This is a genomic window from Herbaspirillum sp. Sphag64 (genome assembly GCF_014192645.1).
Lineage (GTDB): Bacteria > Pseudomonadota > Gammaproteobacteria > Burkholderiales > Burkholderiaceae_D > Herbaspirillum.
Genome location: NZ_JACHYE010000004.1, coordinates 59,376 through 76,632, shown reverse-complemented (window position 1 = coordinate 76,632; position 17,257 = coordinate 59,376). Strand labels below are relative to the sequence as shown.

The 17,257-nt window shown below is 56.4% G+C and carries 13 protein-coding genes; 5 read left to right on the top strand and 8 right to left on the bottom strand.

Going from position 1 to position 17,257, the window contains the following annotated elements; all coding sequences use genetic code 11:
• Positions 1–130: 130 nt before the first annotated feature.
• Positions 131–1,720, bottom strand: a complete 1,590-nt coding sequence (locus tag FHW66_RS08955) for an FAD-binding oxidoreductase (RefSeq protein ID WP_183379437.1) — start codon at positions 1,718–1,720, stop codon at positions 131–133.
• Positions 1,721–1,982: 262 nt separating this feature from the next.
• Entirely contained in the window at positions 1,983–2,867 is an 885-nt protein-coding gene (locus FHW66_RS08950) for a LysR family transcriptional regulator (protein WP_183379643.1), read from the bottom strand.
• 100 nt (positions 2,868–2,967) lie between these two features.
• Here FHW66_RS08950 and FHW66_RS08945 point away from each other — a divergent pair, with 100 nt between their 5' ends.
• The 4 genes from FHW66_RS08945 (at position 2,968) to FHW66_RS08930 (ending at position 9,591) form a co-directional block, all read left to right on the top strand.
• Positions 2,968–4,638 carry an NADH-quinone oxidoreductase subunit L gene (locus FHW66_RS08945; protein WP_221196962.1) on the top strand — a complete coding sequence of 557 codons (1,671 nt, stop codon included), beginning with the start codon at positions 2,968–2,970 and terminating at the stop codon, positions 4,636–4,638.
• A gap of 3 nt (positions 4,639–4,641) precedes the next feature.
• Positions 4,642–7,164: a YbcC family protein gene (locus FHW66_RS08940; protein ID WP_183379436.1), complete on the top strand. Its 2,523-nt coding sequence runs from the start codon at positions 4,642–4,644 to the stop codon at positions 7,162–7,164.
• A 2-nt stretch (positions 7,165–7,166) separates the two neighbouring features.
• Positions 7,167–8,012 (top strand): DUF6671 family protein, encoded by an 846-nt coding sequence (locus FHW66_RS08935; protein WP_183379435.1) that lies wholly within the window; start codon positions 7,167–7,169, stop codon positions 8,010–8,012.
• A gap of 292 nt (positions 8,013–8,304) precedes the next feature.
• Entirely contained in the window at positions 8,305–9,591 is a 1,287-nt protein-coding gene (locus tag FHW66_RS08930) for an EAL and HDOD domain-containing protein (RefSeq protein ID WP_183379434.1), read from the top strand.
• Positions 9,592–9,827: 236 nt separating this feature from the next.
• On the opposite strand, the gene otnI is transcribed toward FHW66_RS08930, so the two are convergent.
• From otnI to FHW66_RS08900, 6 genes are all read right to left on the bottom strand, one after another.
• Complete coding sequence (gene otnI / locus FHW66_RS08925) at positions 9,828–10,634, bottom strand: 2-oxo-tetronate isomerase (protein WP_183379433.1); 807 nt, start codon at positions 10,632–10,634, stop codon at positions 9,828–9,830.
• A 43-nt stretch (positions 10,635–10,677) separates the two neighbouring features.
• Positions 10,678–11,991 (bottom strand): MFS transporter, encoded by a 1,314-nt coding sequence (locus FHW66_RS08920; protein ID WP_183379432.1) that lies wholly within the window; start codon positions 11,989–11,991, stop codon positions 10,678–10,680.
• Between the two features lie 171 nt (positions 11,992–12,162).
• Positions 12,163–12,801, bottom strand: coding sequence for an aldolase (locus FHW66_RS08915; RefSeq protein WP_183379431.1), 639 nt, complete (start codon positions 12,799–12,801; stop codon positions 12,163–12,165).
• Entirely contained in the window at positions 12,798–14,090 is a 1,293-nt protein-coding gene (gene otnK / locus FHW66_RS08910; RefSeq protein WP_183379430.1) for a 3-oxo-tetronate kinase, read from the bottom strand. The genes FHW66_RS08915 and otnK overlap by 4 nt, the downstream gene beginning before the upstream one ends.
• A 13-nt stretch (positions 14,091–14,103) precedes the next feature.
• A complete protein-coding gene (gene ltnD, locus FHW66_RS08905) occupies positions 14,104–15,006 on the bottom strand; it encodes an L-threonate dehydrogenase (protein WP_183379429.1) in 903 nt (300 codons plus the stop codon).
• Positions 15,007–15,109: 103 nt separating this feature from the next.
• On the bottom strand, positions 15,110–15,814 hold the full coding sequence (locus FHW66_RS08900) for a FadR/GntR family transcriptional regulator (RefSeq protein ID WP_183379428.1): 705 nt from the start codon (positions 15,812–15,814) through the stop codon (positions 15,110–15,112).
• 306 nt (positions 15,815–16,120) lie between these two features.
• Between FHW66_RS08900 and FHW66_RS08895 the strand changes: the two genes are divergently transcribed.
• Complete coding sequence (locus tag FHW66_RS08895) at positions 16,121–17,107, top strand: 5'-nucleotidase (RefSeq protein ID WP_183379427.1); 987 nt, start codon at positions 16,121–16,123, stop codon at positions 17,105–17,107.
• Positions 17,108–17,257: the final 150 nt, after the last annotated feature.

Sequence of the window (17,257 nt, the reverse complement as noted above, 5' to 3'; positions counted from 1 at the left end):
TACACAGTATTTTTGTTATCAGACTAGCTGATGTATTTCATGCTCGCCGCTACCTTTGCAGGCGACGGCGAGCAACCATTCCCCCACCGAAAAGCGGCCAGTCAGCACTGATCGCTTTTCGGCTAACCGGTCAATACGTGATCGGCTGATGTAATGCTGCTTGCAGTGTTGCCGGTAATGCGACCTGCTGTTCTTGCTTCAGACTCGGTGTGACCTCCTGGGCAAAACGGAACGCATTGCTGGGGTCGTATTTCTGCTTGACCGCATACAAGGCGTTCTGCGCATCCCCCCAATAACGCCAGCCATAGTCATCCTGATTCAGACGTGGATAGTTCTGATAGATATGGCCATTCGACATCGGTTCGAACAAGGCAATCCAGCCATCCAGGAATCCCTGTGCCAGCGGCTTTTCTTCGTCGGTCCACCAGAACACGTCGAGCACGACGTCAAACGCCGCATTGCGGTGAATGAACGCACTGTCCTCAACCGGATAGTCATTGATGGCGCCGCCATAGACTTCCAGATAGGCATAGGAATACTGGTTCGGCGTGCGCTTGTAGTAATCCAGAATCGAGCGCCATTCCTGCGGCGACAAATCACGCGCGACATAACGCGAGGCCTTATCCTCAGGCGGCCAGCTGATGTCTGGTGCGAAGCATGGCATGCTGTAGGGCACATTGAGCAGCTTCTCGTTGAGCTCGTTGAAGTCGGTATACATGGTCCATTGCGTGATCGCGCCAGGCAGTTTTTGTAACGGTGCAATCGCCTCCATACCAGCTGTGTCAGTGCCCACATAAAGACCGCGCACCAGCAGGTAAGGCTTCATGTTCTCGAGTGGCAAACCGCCTTCGACGCCGGGCTGGAAGCACAGTGAAATTTGCACATTCATCTGTCGTGAAGAATTGCGCAGCATGTAATTGGCCTGCAGTTCCAGCAAGGCACCGGTGGCATTCTCCAAGTCCTGCTCGGTCTCCAGTGCCCAGATGATGGCCCAGCCGAACACCTTGCCCAGCGGGCGCAACTGGTAACGCACACTCAGCAGAACACCGAAGTTACCGCCCGTGCCGCCGCGCACCGCCCACCAGAGGTCGCGGTTGACGGTCGGGCTGGCGGTCACGATGCGGCCATTGGCCAGCATCACGCGCACATCGATCACGTTGTCGCAGTTCATGCCGTAGGTGACCGAGGTAAAACCATAGCCGCCTCCCTGCACAAACCCGCCGACACAGACGTCTTCGCATTCGCCAATGGGTACGTGCAAACCGTAGCGTTGCATCGCATCCGAGAATTTACTGAACGGGCAACCACAGCCCACCGAAGCAAACTGGCGCTCGGCATCGATGTACACATCGTTGAGCTTGCTAACGTCAATGAGCACGCCACTTCCGGCCGAGAACCCCGCGGTGCAATGGCCACCCGAACGTACGGTAAACGGCAGGGTTGTGTGTTGCGCCAATGTCAGGGCAATCGCGACATCACTCTCGATGACGCAATAGATAATCATGGATGGATGAGGATCAAAGGCGGCGTTTGATAGCTTGCGGTCTTGATCGTATTGCGGGTCGCCCGGCAGAACAATGTAGCCCTGCAGGGATAACTGGGCAGACTTGACCTGCTCGCGACTCAGGTTAAAGCGCTGGAAGTGCTCTTCCTGGTGTTGATCCCATTGCGCCAGGAGGTTCTCATCGCGTGCACGCTTTTTGGTAAAACTGCTTGGCATTTTTTCTCCATATCAGATTAACAATCACAACCGCAAATCGTGCTCGATATTCTCTCCGATCTCAGACCTGACGCGGTTATCATTTCGCAAACATATTGATTAAAATGCAAATAAATTCAAATTGATGCTCGTTATTTAGCCAGAAGACACGCGAAATTAGATACTACTAAGAATTTTGTTCAGCGGGAATCTTGGCGTGATATTTAGTTACGTAACGGGGAATAGAATCAACATACTCTCGCGTACGTAGTAAATGGTCGCTTTAGCGATTTGCCGCGATCAGTTGATCCAGCACCGCTGGACGATAGCGATGCGGTGCCGTAATGGCATAAAAGTGCTCTTTCAGCTCGGTGGCCACGCCAACCATCACCAGCAAGCCATTCTGCAATTCGTCCTGTACCACCACTTCCGGCAGGAGAGCCAGCCAGCCGCTGTCACGCGCAAGCAAGCGCAGCATCGCCATGTCATCCACTTCAGCGCGCACTTGCGGCACCACGCCAGCAGCATTGCATAGCGCATCAAACTGCGAACGCACCACATGGCGCGGACCTGGCAGCGCCATTTCCATCCCATGTAAATCCTCGGGGATGCGCAACTGTTGCCCCTGCCAGCGCTGCGCCCGACCCACCAGCGAGAGCGACTGGCTAGCCAGTAACCGGCAATGCAGCGGATGATCTGGATTGACCGGTACCGCCTCGTTGGCCAGCACGACATCGAGTTGATGATGTAACAAGCGATCGAGCAAGCCATTGAGCAGGCCAGACTCCAGCGTCAGGCTCAGCTCTGGATCGGTCAGGAGCGGTTTGAGCCAGTTTTCCTGATAATTGCGTGACAGAGTTGCCACACTGCCAATACGCAGGCGTGTTGTGCCCTGACGACGGCCATTGAGACGCTCCAGCAGTTCTGCACTCAAGTCAAAGATACCCTCGGCATATTCCAGTACCAGATGCCCTGTATCAGTGAGCTTCAAACTACGCCCTTCGCGCTCGAACAAGGCCTCACCGAGACGCTCTTCCAGCTGCCGTATCTGTGCCGAAAGCGCCGACTGCGAGACATGCAAACGCTGGGCGACGCGACTCAGATGCCCCTCCTTGGCCACACACCAGAAGTAGTGCAGATGGTGGAAGTTGAGGCGGGACAAACCCAATTGTTCTCTTTTATGCTCAATATTGTTCATATATATCTATTTTACAGAATGAATCAACACCAGCAAGATAGCATCCATTCTCACTGCTGAAACGCTGCTCATGTTGACCGACCACTGGTTTATTCCGCTTATGCTCACGCTGGCACTGTTGCCTGCTGCACTGATGTTGCTCTGCGCCGCGCTGGCCTGGCGACTCGGCAACCGCATGCCGGCTGGCTGGCCTCTGCTCAAGGGAATCAGCCTGGTGGCGACGGTGGTTGCTGCACTAAGCCTGCTGTTGCAATGGTGGAGTGGATCAGCTGAAACTTCGGCGAGCAGTCAGCCACTGCTGCCGGGATTGTGCATCAGCCTCAGTGCGGCCTGGGTCGGCTTGCTGGTACAGGCACTGGGAACGGTGATCATTAGCTTTTCTGCACGCTATCTGCAGGGTGAATCACGGCAGGCGCGCTACGCGGCGGCATTGTGCGGCGTATTAACGGCGGTGCATCTGTTGCTGCTGGCGGATCACTGGGCACTCCTGATTGCGGCCTGGGCTGGTGTCGGTCTGGCCTTGCATCCGTTGCTGTGCTGCTACGAAGACCGCCCTTTCGCGGCGCTGGCCGCCCACAAAAAATTCCTTGCGGACCGCCTCGCCGATCTGCTGCTGATCGCCGCTGCCGTGTTGGCAGTCCAGTCTACGGGCAGCGGCACGATTTCAACTTTGCTGGCACAGGTACAAACCCATGGTGCCGATGTGAAGTTGCAATGGTGTGCGGTTCTGCTGGCATTGGCGGTTGCCATCCGCACCGCCTTGCTGCCTTTACATGGCTGGCTGATTCAGGTGATGGAAGCACCCACTCCGGTCTCGGCGCTGCTGCATGCCGGTGTCGTCAATCTGGGGGGCATGGTGTTGATCCACTTTGCACCGCTGCTGGCGCAGGTGCCGGTAGCACGTTACCTGCTGCTGGTGCTGGGCTTGCTGAGTACAGCGCTGGCTGGCTTCGTGATGCTGACCCGGATCAGCATCAAAGTACGGCTGGCATGGTCCACACTGGCACAAATGGGCTTCATGCTGCTCGAATGCGCGGTTGGTCTGCATCAACTGGCTTTGCTGCATTTACTGGGACATTCGTTATATAAGGCGCACACCTTTCTGAGCGCCGGCAATGCGGTCGAACAAGCCGGTCTGAGAGACTTGCAAGGCACTTCCGTGCCGCGTGTCTGGAGCCTGTTGCTGGCACCGTTGCTGTGTGGGGCAGTGCTGAGCGCGGTGAACTGGAGCCCGTCGTTAATGGCCGGTTTTGTCACCAACATGCACGGCACAGAAAGTGTCTGGCCGTGGTGGTGGACAGTGGTGCTGGCATTGGCGTGGGCACCGATGCTCTGGTTGCGCAATACGCAGAACAGTCAGCTTGGTGGGCAACAACTATTCCACCTGCTAACAGGACTACTGCTAGCGACGCTGCTGAGCTTGCTGGCGCTCCTCGCACACGCTTTGCCACTGGGTGTCGTCAGTACCCCGCACGAACCCGATGGCATGATCGTAATTGTAATCATGAGCCTGATCTATCTCGGCACGGCATTACTGCAATTACCAGCCTGGCGTGCGCGGTTGGAACCGCTGCGCCGCCAGAGCTATGCCGGCTTTTACCTGGACGAGGCAATCACCCGATTGACGCTATGGCTGTGGCCGGTGCGCTTGCCCCCCGCGAGCCGACGAGATGGCAGCCATGTGAGTCCCCAGGCAATGGCCCAGCCCCTTGCAGCCCAACCTACATTGATCAGGAATTAAGCGATGATACTAGCGACCAGTCTTGATCACGCCATCAATGACGCCATCAATCATGCCTGCCAGCGCGCCTGTTCCGCGATTGCGCCAAGCTGGCCACTGGATCGGGCAATCGCAGTCAATCCGCATTGGGGCCGGATTGATCGTCCGCTACATAGTGTCGCGGCGCGTCTTGCCTTGCTCGGCGGTGTGCAAGTCTATCCAAACCGGCAGCAACAACGGGCGGCGTGGTTACGTGGACAAATCACGCCGGCCGATCTGCAGTTAGCGATTGCACAGTGCAGTGGCAACAGTCACCACGGTCACACCGTACTCACCGCACAACAATGTATCAATGCGCTTGAAACCGTGCCGGATTTACCGGCACTGCCACTGCTGATTGATCTGCTCGATCAGCGTGAGCCAGAGCTAACCCGTGAACATCGCCTGCCATGGCGACAGGCGATCACGCATCAGGTGAGCCAGACCTGCGCCGCGTATTTTGACAATCACCAAGCAGACTGGCGCCCGCAAGGTAACACCGGTTTGTATGCCTTCTGGCGTGACACCCTGCTGCACGATCACGGTATCGGCATCCTGATGGGCCTGCCCGATCTCGGGCAACGACTTGCCAAGCTACCGGCTACGCCAGCCCAAGCAGAATCATGGGTACTTCAGCGGCTCGGCCTGCCACAATCGGTCTGGCCGGATTACCTCGAAGCCTTACTGCTGACGATCAATGGCTGGGCCTCCTGGTGCGCCTATCTGCACTGGCAGGCACAACAGGAAGGACGTGCCACTGAAGATACGCATCTGCGCGAATTGCTGGCCATCCGTCTGGCATGGGGTGCGATAGTGTTGCCTGAGTCGGCCACAGCAGCGACCGACGCCGCCTTGCGCACATTGCAGGATGACTGGCGCAACAGCCACGTACGGCTTGCCGAGGCAGAAGCAGCACTGGCAGTCGACGAAGTATGGCAACTGGCGCTGGATATCAGCTACCAACGGCAACTGGCGCAGCGTCTGATCGCTCTACCAGCTGCGCCATCGCACAAAATGCAGAACCCAGAAACACCGCCACGAGTGCAGGCCGTGTTCTGTATCGACGTGCGCAGCGAACCCTTGCGACGTGCCATGGAGACCTGTCTGCCACAGTTGCAGACGGTTGGTTTTGCCGGCTTCTTCGGCCTTCCGGTCAGCTACACGCCGCTCGGTAGCAGCGCAACACGACCGCAATTACCAGGCCTGCTGGCACCGGTCACCACCACCACCGATGTACTGACACCTGCTGCAATAGTACAAGGCAGCACCGTGGCTTCACTGGCTCATGTCCGCCAGCAGCGCTTTGCGATCGGCGAGCAATGGCACGCTGCAGCACGCTGGCCTGCCAGTGCAGTATCGTTCGTGGAAGCATTCGGACTGATCTACGGCAGCAAGTTGCGCCACTGGTTGTGGGCGCGCCCACAAGCCCGTCGCAGGCAACATTTGACGGGACTGAAAGCACGCGAGCGGGCTCAGCTACAACCAGCACTCACCGCCCTGGATACGGATAGCAAAGTCAAACTGGCAGCCGCGATGCTACGCGGCATGGGACTGCGGCAGACCATCGCACCGCTGGTCTTGCTGATCGGTCACGGCAGTCAGAGCAAGAACAATCCACAATCTGCCGGTCTGGAATGCGGTGCCTGCTGCGGCCAGAGTGGCGAAGTCAATGCCCGGGTGGCGGCACATTTGCTGAATCAACCCGAGGTACGTGCAGGTTTGGCGCTGCAGGGAATTGATGTACCCGCTACCAGCCACTTCATCGCCGCCTTGCACAACACGACGACCGATGAACTGGAGTGGTTTGATCTGGAGCAATTGCCGGCCAATGTCGCCACCCAACTTGATGCCCTGCAAAGCGGCTTCGCGCTGGCATTGGATCAAGTCCGCCGTGAGCGTGCACCGCGACTCCAGCTTGACCCCAGCCAGTCAGCCAGGAAGTTGTTGCTGGCGCTGCAGCAGCGTGCCAGCGATGGTGCACAGACACGTCCTGAATGGGGATTGGCAGGCAATGCGGCGCTGGTCATCGGCCGCCGTGCGCGTAGCCGCGGCATCACGCTGGATGGTCGCAGTTTTCTGCATGACTACGATGCCGACAACGATCCTGACGGCAGCTTGCTGGAATTGTTGATGACCGCGCCCATGCTGGTGGCACACTGGATCAACTGGCAGTACCACGCCTCTACCTGCGATCCGCTGTACTACGGTAGCGGCAATAAATTACTGCATAACGTCGTCGGTGGCCGTATTGGCGTGTTTGAAGGCAATGGCGGCGATCTTCGCATCGGCCTGTCCAAACAATCACTGCACGATGGCATCCAGTGGATGCATGATCCGGTGCGACTGACCGTGGTCATCGAGGCACCGCAAGAGAGAATTGACACCGTGCTGAGCAAGCATCAGGGCGTGCGCCAACTGGTGGAACATGGCTGGCTGCATCTGTGGCAATGGCAGGACGGTCAGTTGAGCAGTCTGCGGCAAGGAATCTGGCAGGGAGCGTTGCACTAAGCATGGCTGTTTCTTTCGACAACGAACACATTGCGCTACTGACGCAACATGGCAAGGAACGTGTCATTGCACCGGTGCTGGAGCCGCTCTTGCACTGCCGGATTGAACACGTCAGCGGTTACGACACCGACCAGCTCGGCAGCTTCTCACGCGATATCGCCCGACCTGGCTCCCAGCTGGAAGCGGCACGACGCAAGGCACAAATCGGCATGCGCTTGTCAGGACTGCCGCTGGGGCTGGCCAGCGAGGGCAGCTTCGGGCCGGATCCGTTCACTGGCATGTTCCTCTGGAATATCGAGATGGTCGTGTTGATCGACAGTCGCCATGATCTGGAAATTGTCGGTATCGCACAAGGTCAGGCGCGCAGTGCAGACAAGTTGGTGAACAACTGGGAAGCTGCCGCCACCGTTGCCAGTCTGGCAGGATTCCCCGAGCACCAGATGATGTTGCGCCCTGATCATGCGGATGATCCGCGCGTGTGCAAAGGTATCGCTGACTGGGAGTCTTTGCAGCAGCAGTTTGCATTAACGTTGGCGCAATCTGCATCGGGTCAGGTGTTTATCGAATCCGACCTGCGCGCCCATGCCAATCCGACCCGGATGGAAAACATCCGACTGGCGACCATTGATCTTGGCAAGCGTTTGAGCTCCTACTGCCCACAGTGTGCGACACCGGGTTATGGTCCGGTCAAGGCGATCACCGGTTTGCCTTGTGGAAGTTGTCACCGGCCAACGTCGCTGGCACGTGGCGAACAATGGCATTGCAATCGATGCGGGCATGACGAAACGATCTGGCGCAGTGATATTAAGGAGGCCGACCCCAGGCATTGCGATCACTGCAATCCCTGAGTGATCGCAATGCCTTGTCCAGATAGCCATCGGTACCGATCTGGTTGCCATCAACATTGCGCTAGTGATGTACCTGCTGCACCAGCGCCCGAAATAACCAGAGTAGGTTTTAGCGCGCAGCGAATATTTGTCATTTCACATGCCAGTCGCACCGATGTGGAATAATGCTGCCGTCTCTTGGCTTGGCGACTCAGCCTTAAGAGGCTTCCGACAGTATCATCGATGGAACAATTTCAATTCCATGTAGCCACTGGCGCGACGCATGGGCGCGTGTATTTTAGGGATGACTAATATGGGTTCGGCCGTAGAAAACGTGGAAACTGGAGAGGAAGAGCTCGAGATTGAGGAGTTTTACCTCTCCCGCCAGCCCATTCTGAACCGCAAGGAAGAACTGATCGCCTATGCGTTGTTGTTTTATACCCATGACAGCGAAAGCTACGCCGGCGATGCGTTGAGCCTGACCGCCACCACCGTCGACGATGCCGACGAGGTCGGTACACGGCGCATCATCCGGTCTTCTCAGGCTTTCATGAGCGTCAACCCCGAAGTGCTGATGGGCAATACAATCTTTACGCTGTCCAGACAGCGTCTGGTCATGGAGATTCCGGGCTCGATCGAGCTCACTGATGAACTCCTCAACCGAATCGCAACCTTTACCACCGCCGGTTATCAGTTTGCCATCGCCGATGTCACCGAGCTTTCGCCGCGTATCGACAAACTCATGCCATTTGCCAAAGTGATCAAGATCAATGTCACTGACATGGCAGAAGACAACATTGCAGCACTGGGTAAATATTTCAAATCAAAACATAAGCTCCTGCTGGCCAATGGCGTCGATACACACGACAAGTTCAACATCTGCAAAAAGCACTACTTCGATTTGTTCCAGGGCTTCTTTTTCACTCGCCCCGACAAGAATGCCGTCCAGCGGCCAAGCCAGCTGACGTTGCGCTCAATCTATCTTTTGACGATGATTCTGAACGGCGAAAACAATTTCGACATTGTCCAGAACATCGATCAAGATCCCTTGCTCAAAAAAATGCTGCTGCACCTGTTGAATTCGCCGCTGCATGGCCTGACCCGAAAAATCGATTCACTCGACCATCTTTTGCTGGTACTTGGCCATCGCATATTGAAGCGCTTTTTACAGATGGTCATGTATGCCAAACCAGATGAACCCAGCCCTTTATTGACGCTCGCAGCAACCCGCGGAAAGATGTGTGAGTTGCTGGCAGAAAGCGCTCCGAGTCATTTCCAGATCAAGCCGCACGTGGCATTCACGATTGGCGTGATGTCATTTGCGGATGCCCTGCTCCAGCTCGACATCGCCAAAGTTCTGGCTCAGATTGGCGAAACCGACGAAGTATGCGATGCCATGCTCTCGCACTCGGGTGACTATGGCGAGCTATTGGAATTGGTGGCGTTATACGATGCACCGCAGTTGTTTGACACTGAAAAAATTGATCAATTACTGGATAAATTTGAGTTGTCCACGCTCGACTTTTTTAGTCTGCAACAACAGGCCTTCTCTTGGGGCGAATCAATTTCTGAACACATTGCGACCAAATCCCGTCGCTAGGCAAGCATCAGTCTGCGCCATGTCGTTGAAGCAGATAAAAAAACGGCACCCACCTTGGGGTGGATGCCGTCAGCAAAAACGCCAATCAATCTTAGAATGTGTTTACGATCTGTAGCGAGCGGCTCTCAGTGGCCGTCAAACAGCGCGGAAACACCGGAGTGTACTCAAGTACATGAGGATGTTGAGCACTGGTTGGCGGACAATCAGGGCCGCGCAGTAAGATCATAAACACGTTCTTAGCGCGGTGTCAGCGTCGTCAAACCTTGTGCCGCCAATGCACGTAACCAGCCCAAACCAGCCGACGTTGCCGCTGCTGGCACATACTCGCAACCGATCCAGCCCTGATAGCCAAGGCTGTCGATCAGTTTGAGCAGGTAGGGATAATTCAACTCACCGATATCCGGCTCGTTACGTTCCGGCACACCGGCGATCTGGATGTGGCCGACACCAGCCATGTCACGCTTGAGCTTGACTGCCACGTCGCCTTCGACGATCTGGCAGTGATAACAGTCAAACTGCACCTTCAGATTCTCGGCACCGATTTCGGCACAGATTGCCTGCGCTTCATCCTGGCGATTCAGAAAAAAGCCAGGAATATTGCGCGTGTTGATCGGCTCGATCACCACGGTCACCCCGGCTGCGTCGGCATGATGTGCGGCATACGACAGATTATCCAGATACACGGCACGATGACGGGCGCGATCCTGATCAGGCCGAATCAAACCAGCCATGACATGCAAGGTCTTGTTGCCGATCACACTGGTGTAGTGCAGTGCCTGCTCGATGCTGCGCTTGAAGTCATCCTGCCGGTCTGGCAACGAGGCAATCCCGCGTTCACCTGCGGCCCAGTCACCCGGAGGCGCATTGAACAGCGCCTGCGTCAAGCCATGCGCATCCAGACGCGCACGAATTTCAGTGGCCTCAAAGTCATACGGGAACAAATATTCGACACCCGCAAAGCCATCCTTGGCAGCGGCTGCAAAGCGGTCGAGAAAGGCATGCTCGTTGTACATCATGCTCAGATTTGCGGCAAAACGCAGCATCGTGATCTCCTGGGAACGTTGATAATATCGGCCTAGTTACTCTTTACTTGTTGACCAGCTTGGGCGAAGTCACCAATACCGCAATTGAACCAACGACCAGCATCAGCGCCAGCATGTACATACCGGTAGCGCCACTGTGGGTCAGATCCTTGAGGTAGCCAATCAGATAAGGACTGACGAATCCGGCCAGGTTACCCACCGAGTTGATCGCCGCAATCCCGACCGCAGCGGCGGCGCCAGATAGAAACGCCGTTGGCAGTGACCAGAACAAGGGTGCGCAGGTCAGTACACCGGCAGCAGCCAGCGACAGAGACGCAATCGAGATCGCCGTATTGTCGGCGAATACCGCTGCGCCCACAAAGCCGACCGCCCCCATCATGGCAGGCACAATCAGATGCCAACGACGTTCGCGACGCGCATCCGCGCTGCGTCCGATCAGGTTCATGGCGATGATTGCGCAACCGAAAGGAATGGCACTGAGCAAACCGATATGCAGGTTGCCGGTCACACCGGTCGCCTTGACCAGCGTCGGCATCCATAATGTCAGACCATATTGGCCCATGACGAAGCAGAAATAGATCAGGCACATCAGCCAGACACGTTTGTCGAACACGATATCGGCAAAGGAGCGCACACTTTCCTTGCCCTTTTGATCGAGATCGATTTCCGATTGCAGCAATGCCTTCTCGTCATCGCTAAGCCATTTGGCCTTGGCAATACCATTGTCCAGATAGAGCAGCGTTGCCAGACCGATCAACACCGCCGGCACCGCTTCAATGACAAACATCCATTGCCAGCCCTGCATACCACTGCTGCCATGGAATGCATCCATGATCCAGCCAGACAGTGGATTACCGAGAATGCCCGCAACCGGAATGCCAGACATGAACACGGCAATCACCTTGGCGCGACGGTGCGATGGATACCAGTAGGTCAGATACAGGATGATGCCTGGATAGAAACCAGCCTCCGCCAGGCCCAGCAGGAAACGCAACACATAGAACTGGGTGGGCGTTGAGACAAACATGAAGGCCGCCGACAGCACGCCCCAGGTAATCATGATGCGGGCGATCCAGATCCGCGCACCGACCTTGTGCATCAGAATATTGCTTGGCACTTCGAACAGGAAGTAGCCAATGAAAAACACACCGGCACCGAGTCCGAACACCGTTTCGCTAAAACCAAGATCGACCGACATCTGTAGCTTGGCGAAACCGACATTAACGCGATCCAGGTAGGCAATCACGTAACACAGCATCAGAAACGGCATGATGCGCCAGAACACCTTGGCGTAGACACGGGTCTGTTCTTGCTCACTGGCGCGAGGTTGCGCACTGACAGGGATTGATACACTCATACTTGATTATCTCCTCATTGCTTATATTGGATCGGCTGCCGGACGACTCCGGCGACCGCTGATAGTCATGTCGAGCACGCAGGCGTGCTGCTGCATAGGCAGCGTGACAAGACAGTAAAAAAGCAAGGGCGGAAATTGTTGTTGTATACCCTTGCCAACGACATCGAACCCTCACCAGCGTGCGTTGAAAACCTCACGCAATTCCTGCAAGGCAGTATCGTCAAGGGGCGTCACATTACCACCGGCGAGATGCCAGAGCTTGGCCGTTTCTTCCAGCTCTTCGAGGGCGTACGCCGCCTTCGATACCGAGCTTTCCCAGACCACCGGTCCCAGACGTTCAAGCAGCACTCCACGAACCCTGTTGGCCAGCTTGCTGACCTGCGCTGCTACTTCAGGGGCGCCGGGACGACGATAGGAAATCAGGGGAATATGGCCGACCTTCATCACGTAATAGGGCGTGATCGGCGGCAATACATCGTCTTGCGACCAGACGCCACGAATGCTCAGATTGACCAGATAGGTCGAGTGCGTATGCACCACACCCTGTGCCTCGGGATTGTTGTCGTAGACCATGCGATGCAATGCCAGTGTCTTCGACGGTTTGTCGCCAGCGACCCAGTTACCGCCCAGATCCACCTTGGCAATACGCGCCGGATCGAGCTCACCGAGACAGGCATCGGTCGGTGTAATCAGCCAACCATCGGCCAGCCGGGCGCTGATATTACCTGCGCTGCCAACGGTATAGCCGCGTTGGTAAAGGCTACGACCGGTGCGGCAAATTTCTTCGCGCAGCTGACTTTCGGTACTCATGCCGATGCTCCCTGCAATACGCGCAAGGCCTTTTCAAAGAAATCGACAGTCCCGAAATTGCCGGACTTGAGCGCCAGTGCCAGTGGTTCGGCATCGAGTGTCGCTGTGGCGGGTACGCCCGGATCAATCTGCTGACCAATACGCAAGGCGCGTACGTCAAGGGCCTGTACCACCGCACCCGAGGTTTCACCACCGGCCACGACGAAGCGACGCACACCTCGGGCACGCAAGCCTTGGGCAATTTCTGCCAGTGCCTGCTCGACCAGATGACCGGCACGGGAGACGCCCAGTTCTTGCTGCACCGCTTTGACTTCATCCGGTGTGGCGGTGGCGTAGATCAAGACCGCTTGTTGGGTGATCAGGCCATCAGCAAACGCCAATGCCTGCTGCACGACATTTTCGCCACGCGCCAGTGCCAGCGGGTCGATCCGGAAAGCAGGACGGGACTGCTTCCACGCAGCGACCTGTGCATTGGTTGCCTTGGAGGCGCTACCAGCGAGCACGACCGACAAACCCGCGACATGGGGTAATTGTGTTGCCTTGCCAACGGCCGTCAGCAAACCGGCGCGACGGAAATTCTCAGGCAAGCCGATGGCGATTCCCGAACCACCGGTGACCAGTTTCAGCGCAGCGCAGGCTTCTCCCAACACATGCAGATCGTGATCAGAAACCGCGTCGGCAATCGCCATTTTGACGCCATCGGCACGCAGCTCACCGATACGCTGTTCAACCGCCGCAACGCCCTTGGCAACCGTGTCGTAACGCAGCAGACCGACCTTCGAGGCGGTCTGGCGTTGCAGCACACGCAGCAGATTCGGATCGGTCATCGGCGTCAGTGGATGATTTTCCATGCCAGACTCGTTGAGCAAGGCATCGGCCACAAACAGATAGCCACGATAGATGGTGCGACCATTTTCTGGAAACGCGGGGCAGGCAATCGTGAAATCCGCACCCAATTCCTTGAGCAAGGCATCCGTGACCTGGCCGATGTTACCGGCGTCGGTAGAATCAAACGTTGAGCAATATTTGAAAAAGAATTGTCGGCAGCCTTGTTGCTGTAGCCAGCGCAAAGCCTGCAGAGACTGTTCGATGGCTTCCGCCACCGCAATGGTGCGCGACTTCAGCGCAATCACCAGCGCATCAGCGGCGACGTCTGGCATCTGCTGTGGCACACCAATGGTCTGTACGGTGCGCATACCGCCGCGCACCAGCATGTTGGCCAGGTCGGTAGCACCGGTAAAGTCATCCGCGATACAACCCAACAGCGGACGAGATTGAGCTTCAGTCATGCAGGCCTCCCAATTATGCTTTTTGTGCTTTGGCCGCTGGCAACTCAATGCCAGGGAAAATTTTGATCACGGCGGAATCATCCTCGCCACCATGACCTGCGGTTGATGCCATCATGAACATCTGATGTGCTGCGGCCGACAAGGGCAGCGGGAATTTGCTACGACGTGCCGTATCAAGTACCAGCCCCAGATCCTTGACGAAGATATCAACCGCCGACAGCGGAGTGTAATCGCCCTTGAGAATGTGTGGCACACGGTTTTCGAACATCCATGAGTTCCCGGCACTGTTGGTAATCACTTCGTAGAGCGCGTCCGGATTGACACCTTCACGCAAGCCCAGTGCCATGGCTTCTGCGGAGGCAGCAATATGCACCCCGGCCAGCAACTGGTTGATGATCTTGACCTTGGAGCCGATGCCATGCTGATCGCCCAGGCGATAGACCTTGCCAGCCATGCCAGCAAGGACGTCTTCGATCTTGGCGTAGACCTCGGCTGGTGCGGAAGTCATCATGGTCATTTCGCCGGAGGCGGCGCGCGCGGCACCGCCAGAGACTGGCGCATCCAGCATCAGCAAACCTTGCTCAGCCAGACGCTGACCCAGCGCAATCGCAAAATCCGGTGCGACGGTGGCACTGGAGATCACCACACTACCCGGCTTGAGCGTGGCGGCTGCGCCGTTCTCGCCGAACAATACAGTTTCGGTTTGTGCAGCATTTACCACCAGCGTGACCACGACATCCACGGCACGTCCCAGCTCAGCCGGATTGGCACAGGCAATACCGCCTTCAGCGGCAAACTTGTTCAATACTTCCTGACGTACATCACAGGCATGCACCTTGAAACCTGCGCGCAATAACGAGCGGGCAACGCCCAGACCCATCGCTCCCAAACCGATGACACCGACATTCTTGGACATGAATTCTCCTGATTACGGCCGCACCTTGCTCACAATGCGCGTGCCGGGTTGAAGTAAATGAATTGTGGTTAAAGCAAACTTCCTGTGATCACGCCAGTTCGGCTCAGCGATCCCCGGCCTGACCAAGGCGTCGGGCGGCGTTGAACAGATGGGTCTGCGCGGCGGCTCGGGCGGCCATCTCGTCGCCGGCACGAATGGCGGCAACAATGGCTTCATGCTCTTCCCGCACCTGCCGCGAAAAGTCATCACGGCGCGCCTCATTGCCACGCGTGACCGTGGTGGCGGCTTCGAGGTACTGGCTCAGGAATTCCAGCGTCTTGATGAAATAGGGATTGCGGGTCGCGCTGGCCAGCGCCCGGTGAAACGCGACATCAGCGGCCACACCGTCACCACCGGCGCGCACATCCTCGCCAATCCGGGCCAGTGCGGCATCGATGGCATCCATGTCGGCATCGGTGCGGCGCTTGGCTGCCTGCGCGGCAACTTCGGCTTCAATAGCACGACGTAATTCGACAATCTGCAATACCGCCTGTGGTGAACTGACTTCGGTGTAATCGATACGCAATGGCTTGATCCCGGCCTGCTCGGTGACGAACACACCACTGCCCTGACGTGGCTCGACCACGCCCTCATGCTTGAGGCGCGAAATCGCTTCACGCACCACTGTGCGACTGACACCGAACTCCTGCGCCAATACCACTTCGGTAGGCAATTTACCGCCGCGCGGGAAAGCGCCGATATCGATTTTTTCCAAGAGTTGCCGGGCGACGGTATCGCTGAGCGCCTGTGCCGGAATTTTCTGAAACATGCTTGTCTCTGCTTATTATCATTAGGTGATCCGGTCATCATACAAATTTATGTAGTCGCTTGCAATCACTCGCTACAAAATTCTTTATGGAAATAAATATTGATTAATGGCAGATCAAGCACCACATTTACCTGCTGATAAAAGAATTTGACGACAAATGCAAATATCAACCATGTTGTTGACGTTTTGACATCTCGTCTGAAAAGTTGATTTATGTAGGAAGCGTTGTCGAGTGAACGCTACAAAATGCTTCTATGGCACACTGCCAAGGTATGTAATTACCACTTTCAGGTTTATCTATCGACTATGGCCTACGATCTTTCCGGCATGCTGGTTATCGGCATTTCTTCACGCGCCCTGTTTGACCTTGAACACGAAAACACCATCTTCAACGATGAAGGTGTGGAGGCTTATAGCGCTTATCAACGGGAGCATGAAAACGATCCCTTGCTGCCTGGCACCGCGTTCCCGCTGGTCAAGGCGCTGCTCAAGCTGAATCAGCTGATTCCAGGACGCCGTCTGGTCGAAGTGGTGGTCATCTCTCGCAATACACCCGATACCGGCTTGCGTGCCTTCAATGCGATTGAGGCGCACAAGCTCGACATCAGCCGTGCCGCCTTCACCGGTGGCGAGCCCATCGTGCATTATCTGCAGGCCTTCAAGATTGACCTGTTCCTGTCGCGCGAAAAGGATGATGTGCAAGATGCTATCGATGGCGGTGTTGCAGCCGCTCAGCTCTACACCGCACCGACCCATTACGTGGCACCGGAAGATCAGATCCGTATTGCCTTTGACGGTGATGCGGTGCTTTTCTCTCCGGAGTCGGAGCAGATCTACGCCGAAAAAGGACTGGAAGCGTTTGTCCGGCATGAGCAACGCCATCGCCACAAGGCAATGAAGGAAGGACCGCTGGCCAAGTTGCTTTTTGCCCTCTCGGAAATCCAGAAACAGTTCACACCCGACACCTGCCCGGTGCGCATTGCCATCGTCACGGCACGCAACAGCCCGGCACACAAGCGTGTGATTCATACCTTGCGTACCTGGAATGTGACAGTCGACGAGGCCTTCTTCCTGGGTGGACTCCCCAAAGCCGATGTCTTGCATGCGTTTGGCGCGCACATGTTCTTTGATGATCAGGAAGGACATGTGCAACTGGCTTCGACGGTTGTTCCCTCTGGTCGCGTGCCCTATGAAGGCGGTGCGCTAGGCGCCAAAACTCATCGCCGCCTTGCAGGCAAAGCAACCGCCAGTGCCGAGCAGGAAACGACAGACAACACGGTCAAATCAGGTTGACGTCGCGCCCCGCAATGGGGATCTTGCATGGCACACTGGTATACAAGATGCACCATCTTAGTGACTAATCTGGGTAGTTGCTGGCCGTCAAGCCGCACGACGAGTCCATGAGGAGCGCAATGTGTCCGGAGTTCACACTTGTATATCAGA

What these genes read in the sequence shown, in the direction of transcription:
- FHW66_RS08955 (WP_183379437.1), bottom strand. Translation starts at nt 1,720, where the DNA reads ATGCCAAGCAGTTTTACCAAAAAGCGTGCACGCGATGAGAACCTCCTG.
- FHW66_RS08945 (WP_221196962.1), top strand. Translation starts at nt 2,968, where the DNA reads ATGTTGACCGACCACTGGTTTATTCCGCTTATGCTCACGCTGGCACTG.
- FHW66_RS08940 (WP_183379436.1), top strand. Translation starts at nt 4,642, where the DNA reads ATGATACTAGCGACCAGTCTTGATCACGCCATCAATGACGCCATCAAT.
- FHW66_RS08935 (WP_183379435.1), top strand. Translation starts at nt 7,167, where the DNA reads ATGGCTGTTTCTTTCGACAACGAACACATTGCGCTACTGACGCAACAT.
- FHW66_RS08930 (WP_183379434.1), top strand. Translation starts at nt 8,305, where the DNA reads ATGGGTTCGGCCGTAGAAAACGTGGAAACTGGAGAGGAAGAGCTCGAG.
- otnI (WP_183379433.1), bottom strand. Translation starts at nt 10,634, where the DNA reads ATGCTGCGTTTTGCCGCAAATCTGAGCATGATGTACAACGAGCATGCC.
- FHW66_RS08920 (WP_183379432.1), bottom strand. Translation starts at nt 11,991, where the DNA reads ATGAGTGTATCAATCCCTGTCAGTGCGCAACCTCGCGCCAGTGAGCAA.
- FHW66_RS08915 (WP_183379431.1), bottom strand. Translation starts at nt 12,801, where the DNA reads ATGAGTACCGAAAGTCAGCTGCGCGAAGAAATTTGCCGCACCGGTCGT.
- otnK (WP_183379430.1), bottom strand. Translation starts at nt 14,090, where the DNA reads ATGACTGAAGCTCAATCTCGTCCGCTGTTGGGTTGTATCGCGGATGAC.
- ltnD (WP_183379429.1), bottom strand. Translation starts at nt 15,006, where the DNA reads ATGTCCAAGAATGTCGGTGTCATCGGTTTGGGAGCGATGGGTCTGGGC.
- FHW66_RS08900 (WP_183379428.1), bottom strand. Translation starts at nt 15,814, where the DNA reads ATGTTTCAGAAAATTCCGGCACAGGCGCTCAGCGATACCGTCGCCCGG.
- FHW66_RS08895 (WP_183379427.1), top strand. Translation starts at nt 16,121, where the DNA reads ATGGCCTACGATCTTTCCGGCATGCTGGTTATCGGCATTTCTTCACGC.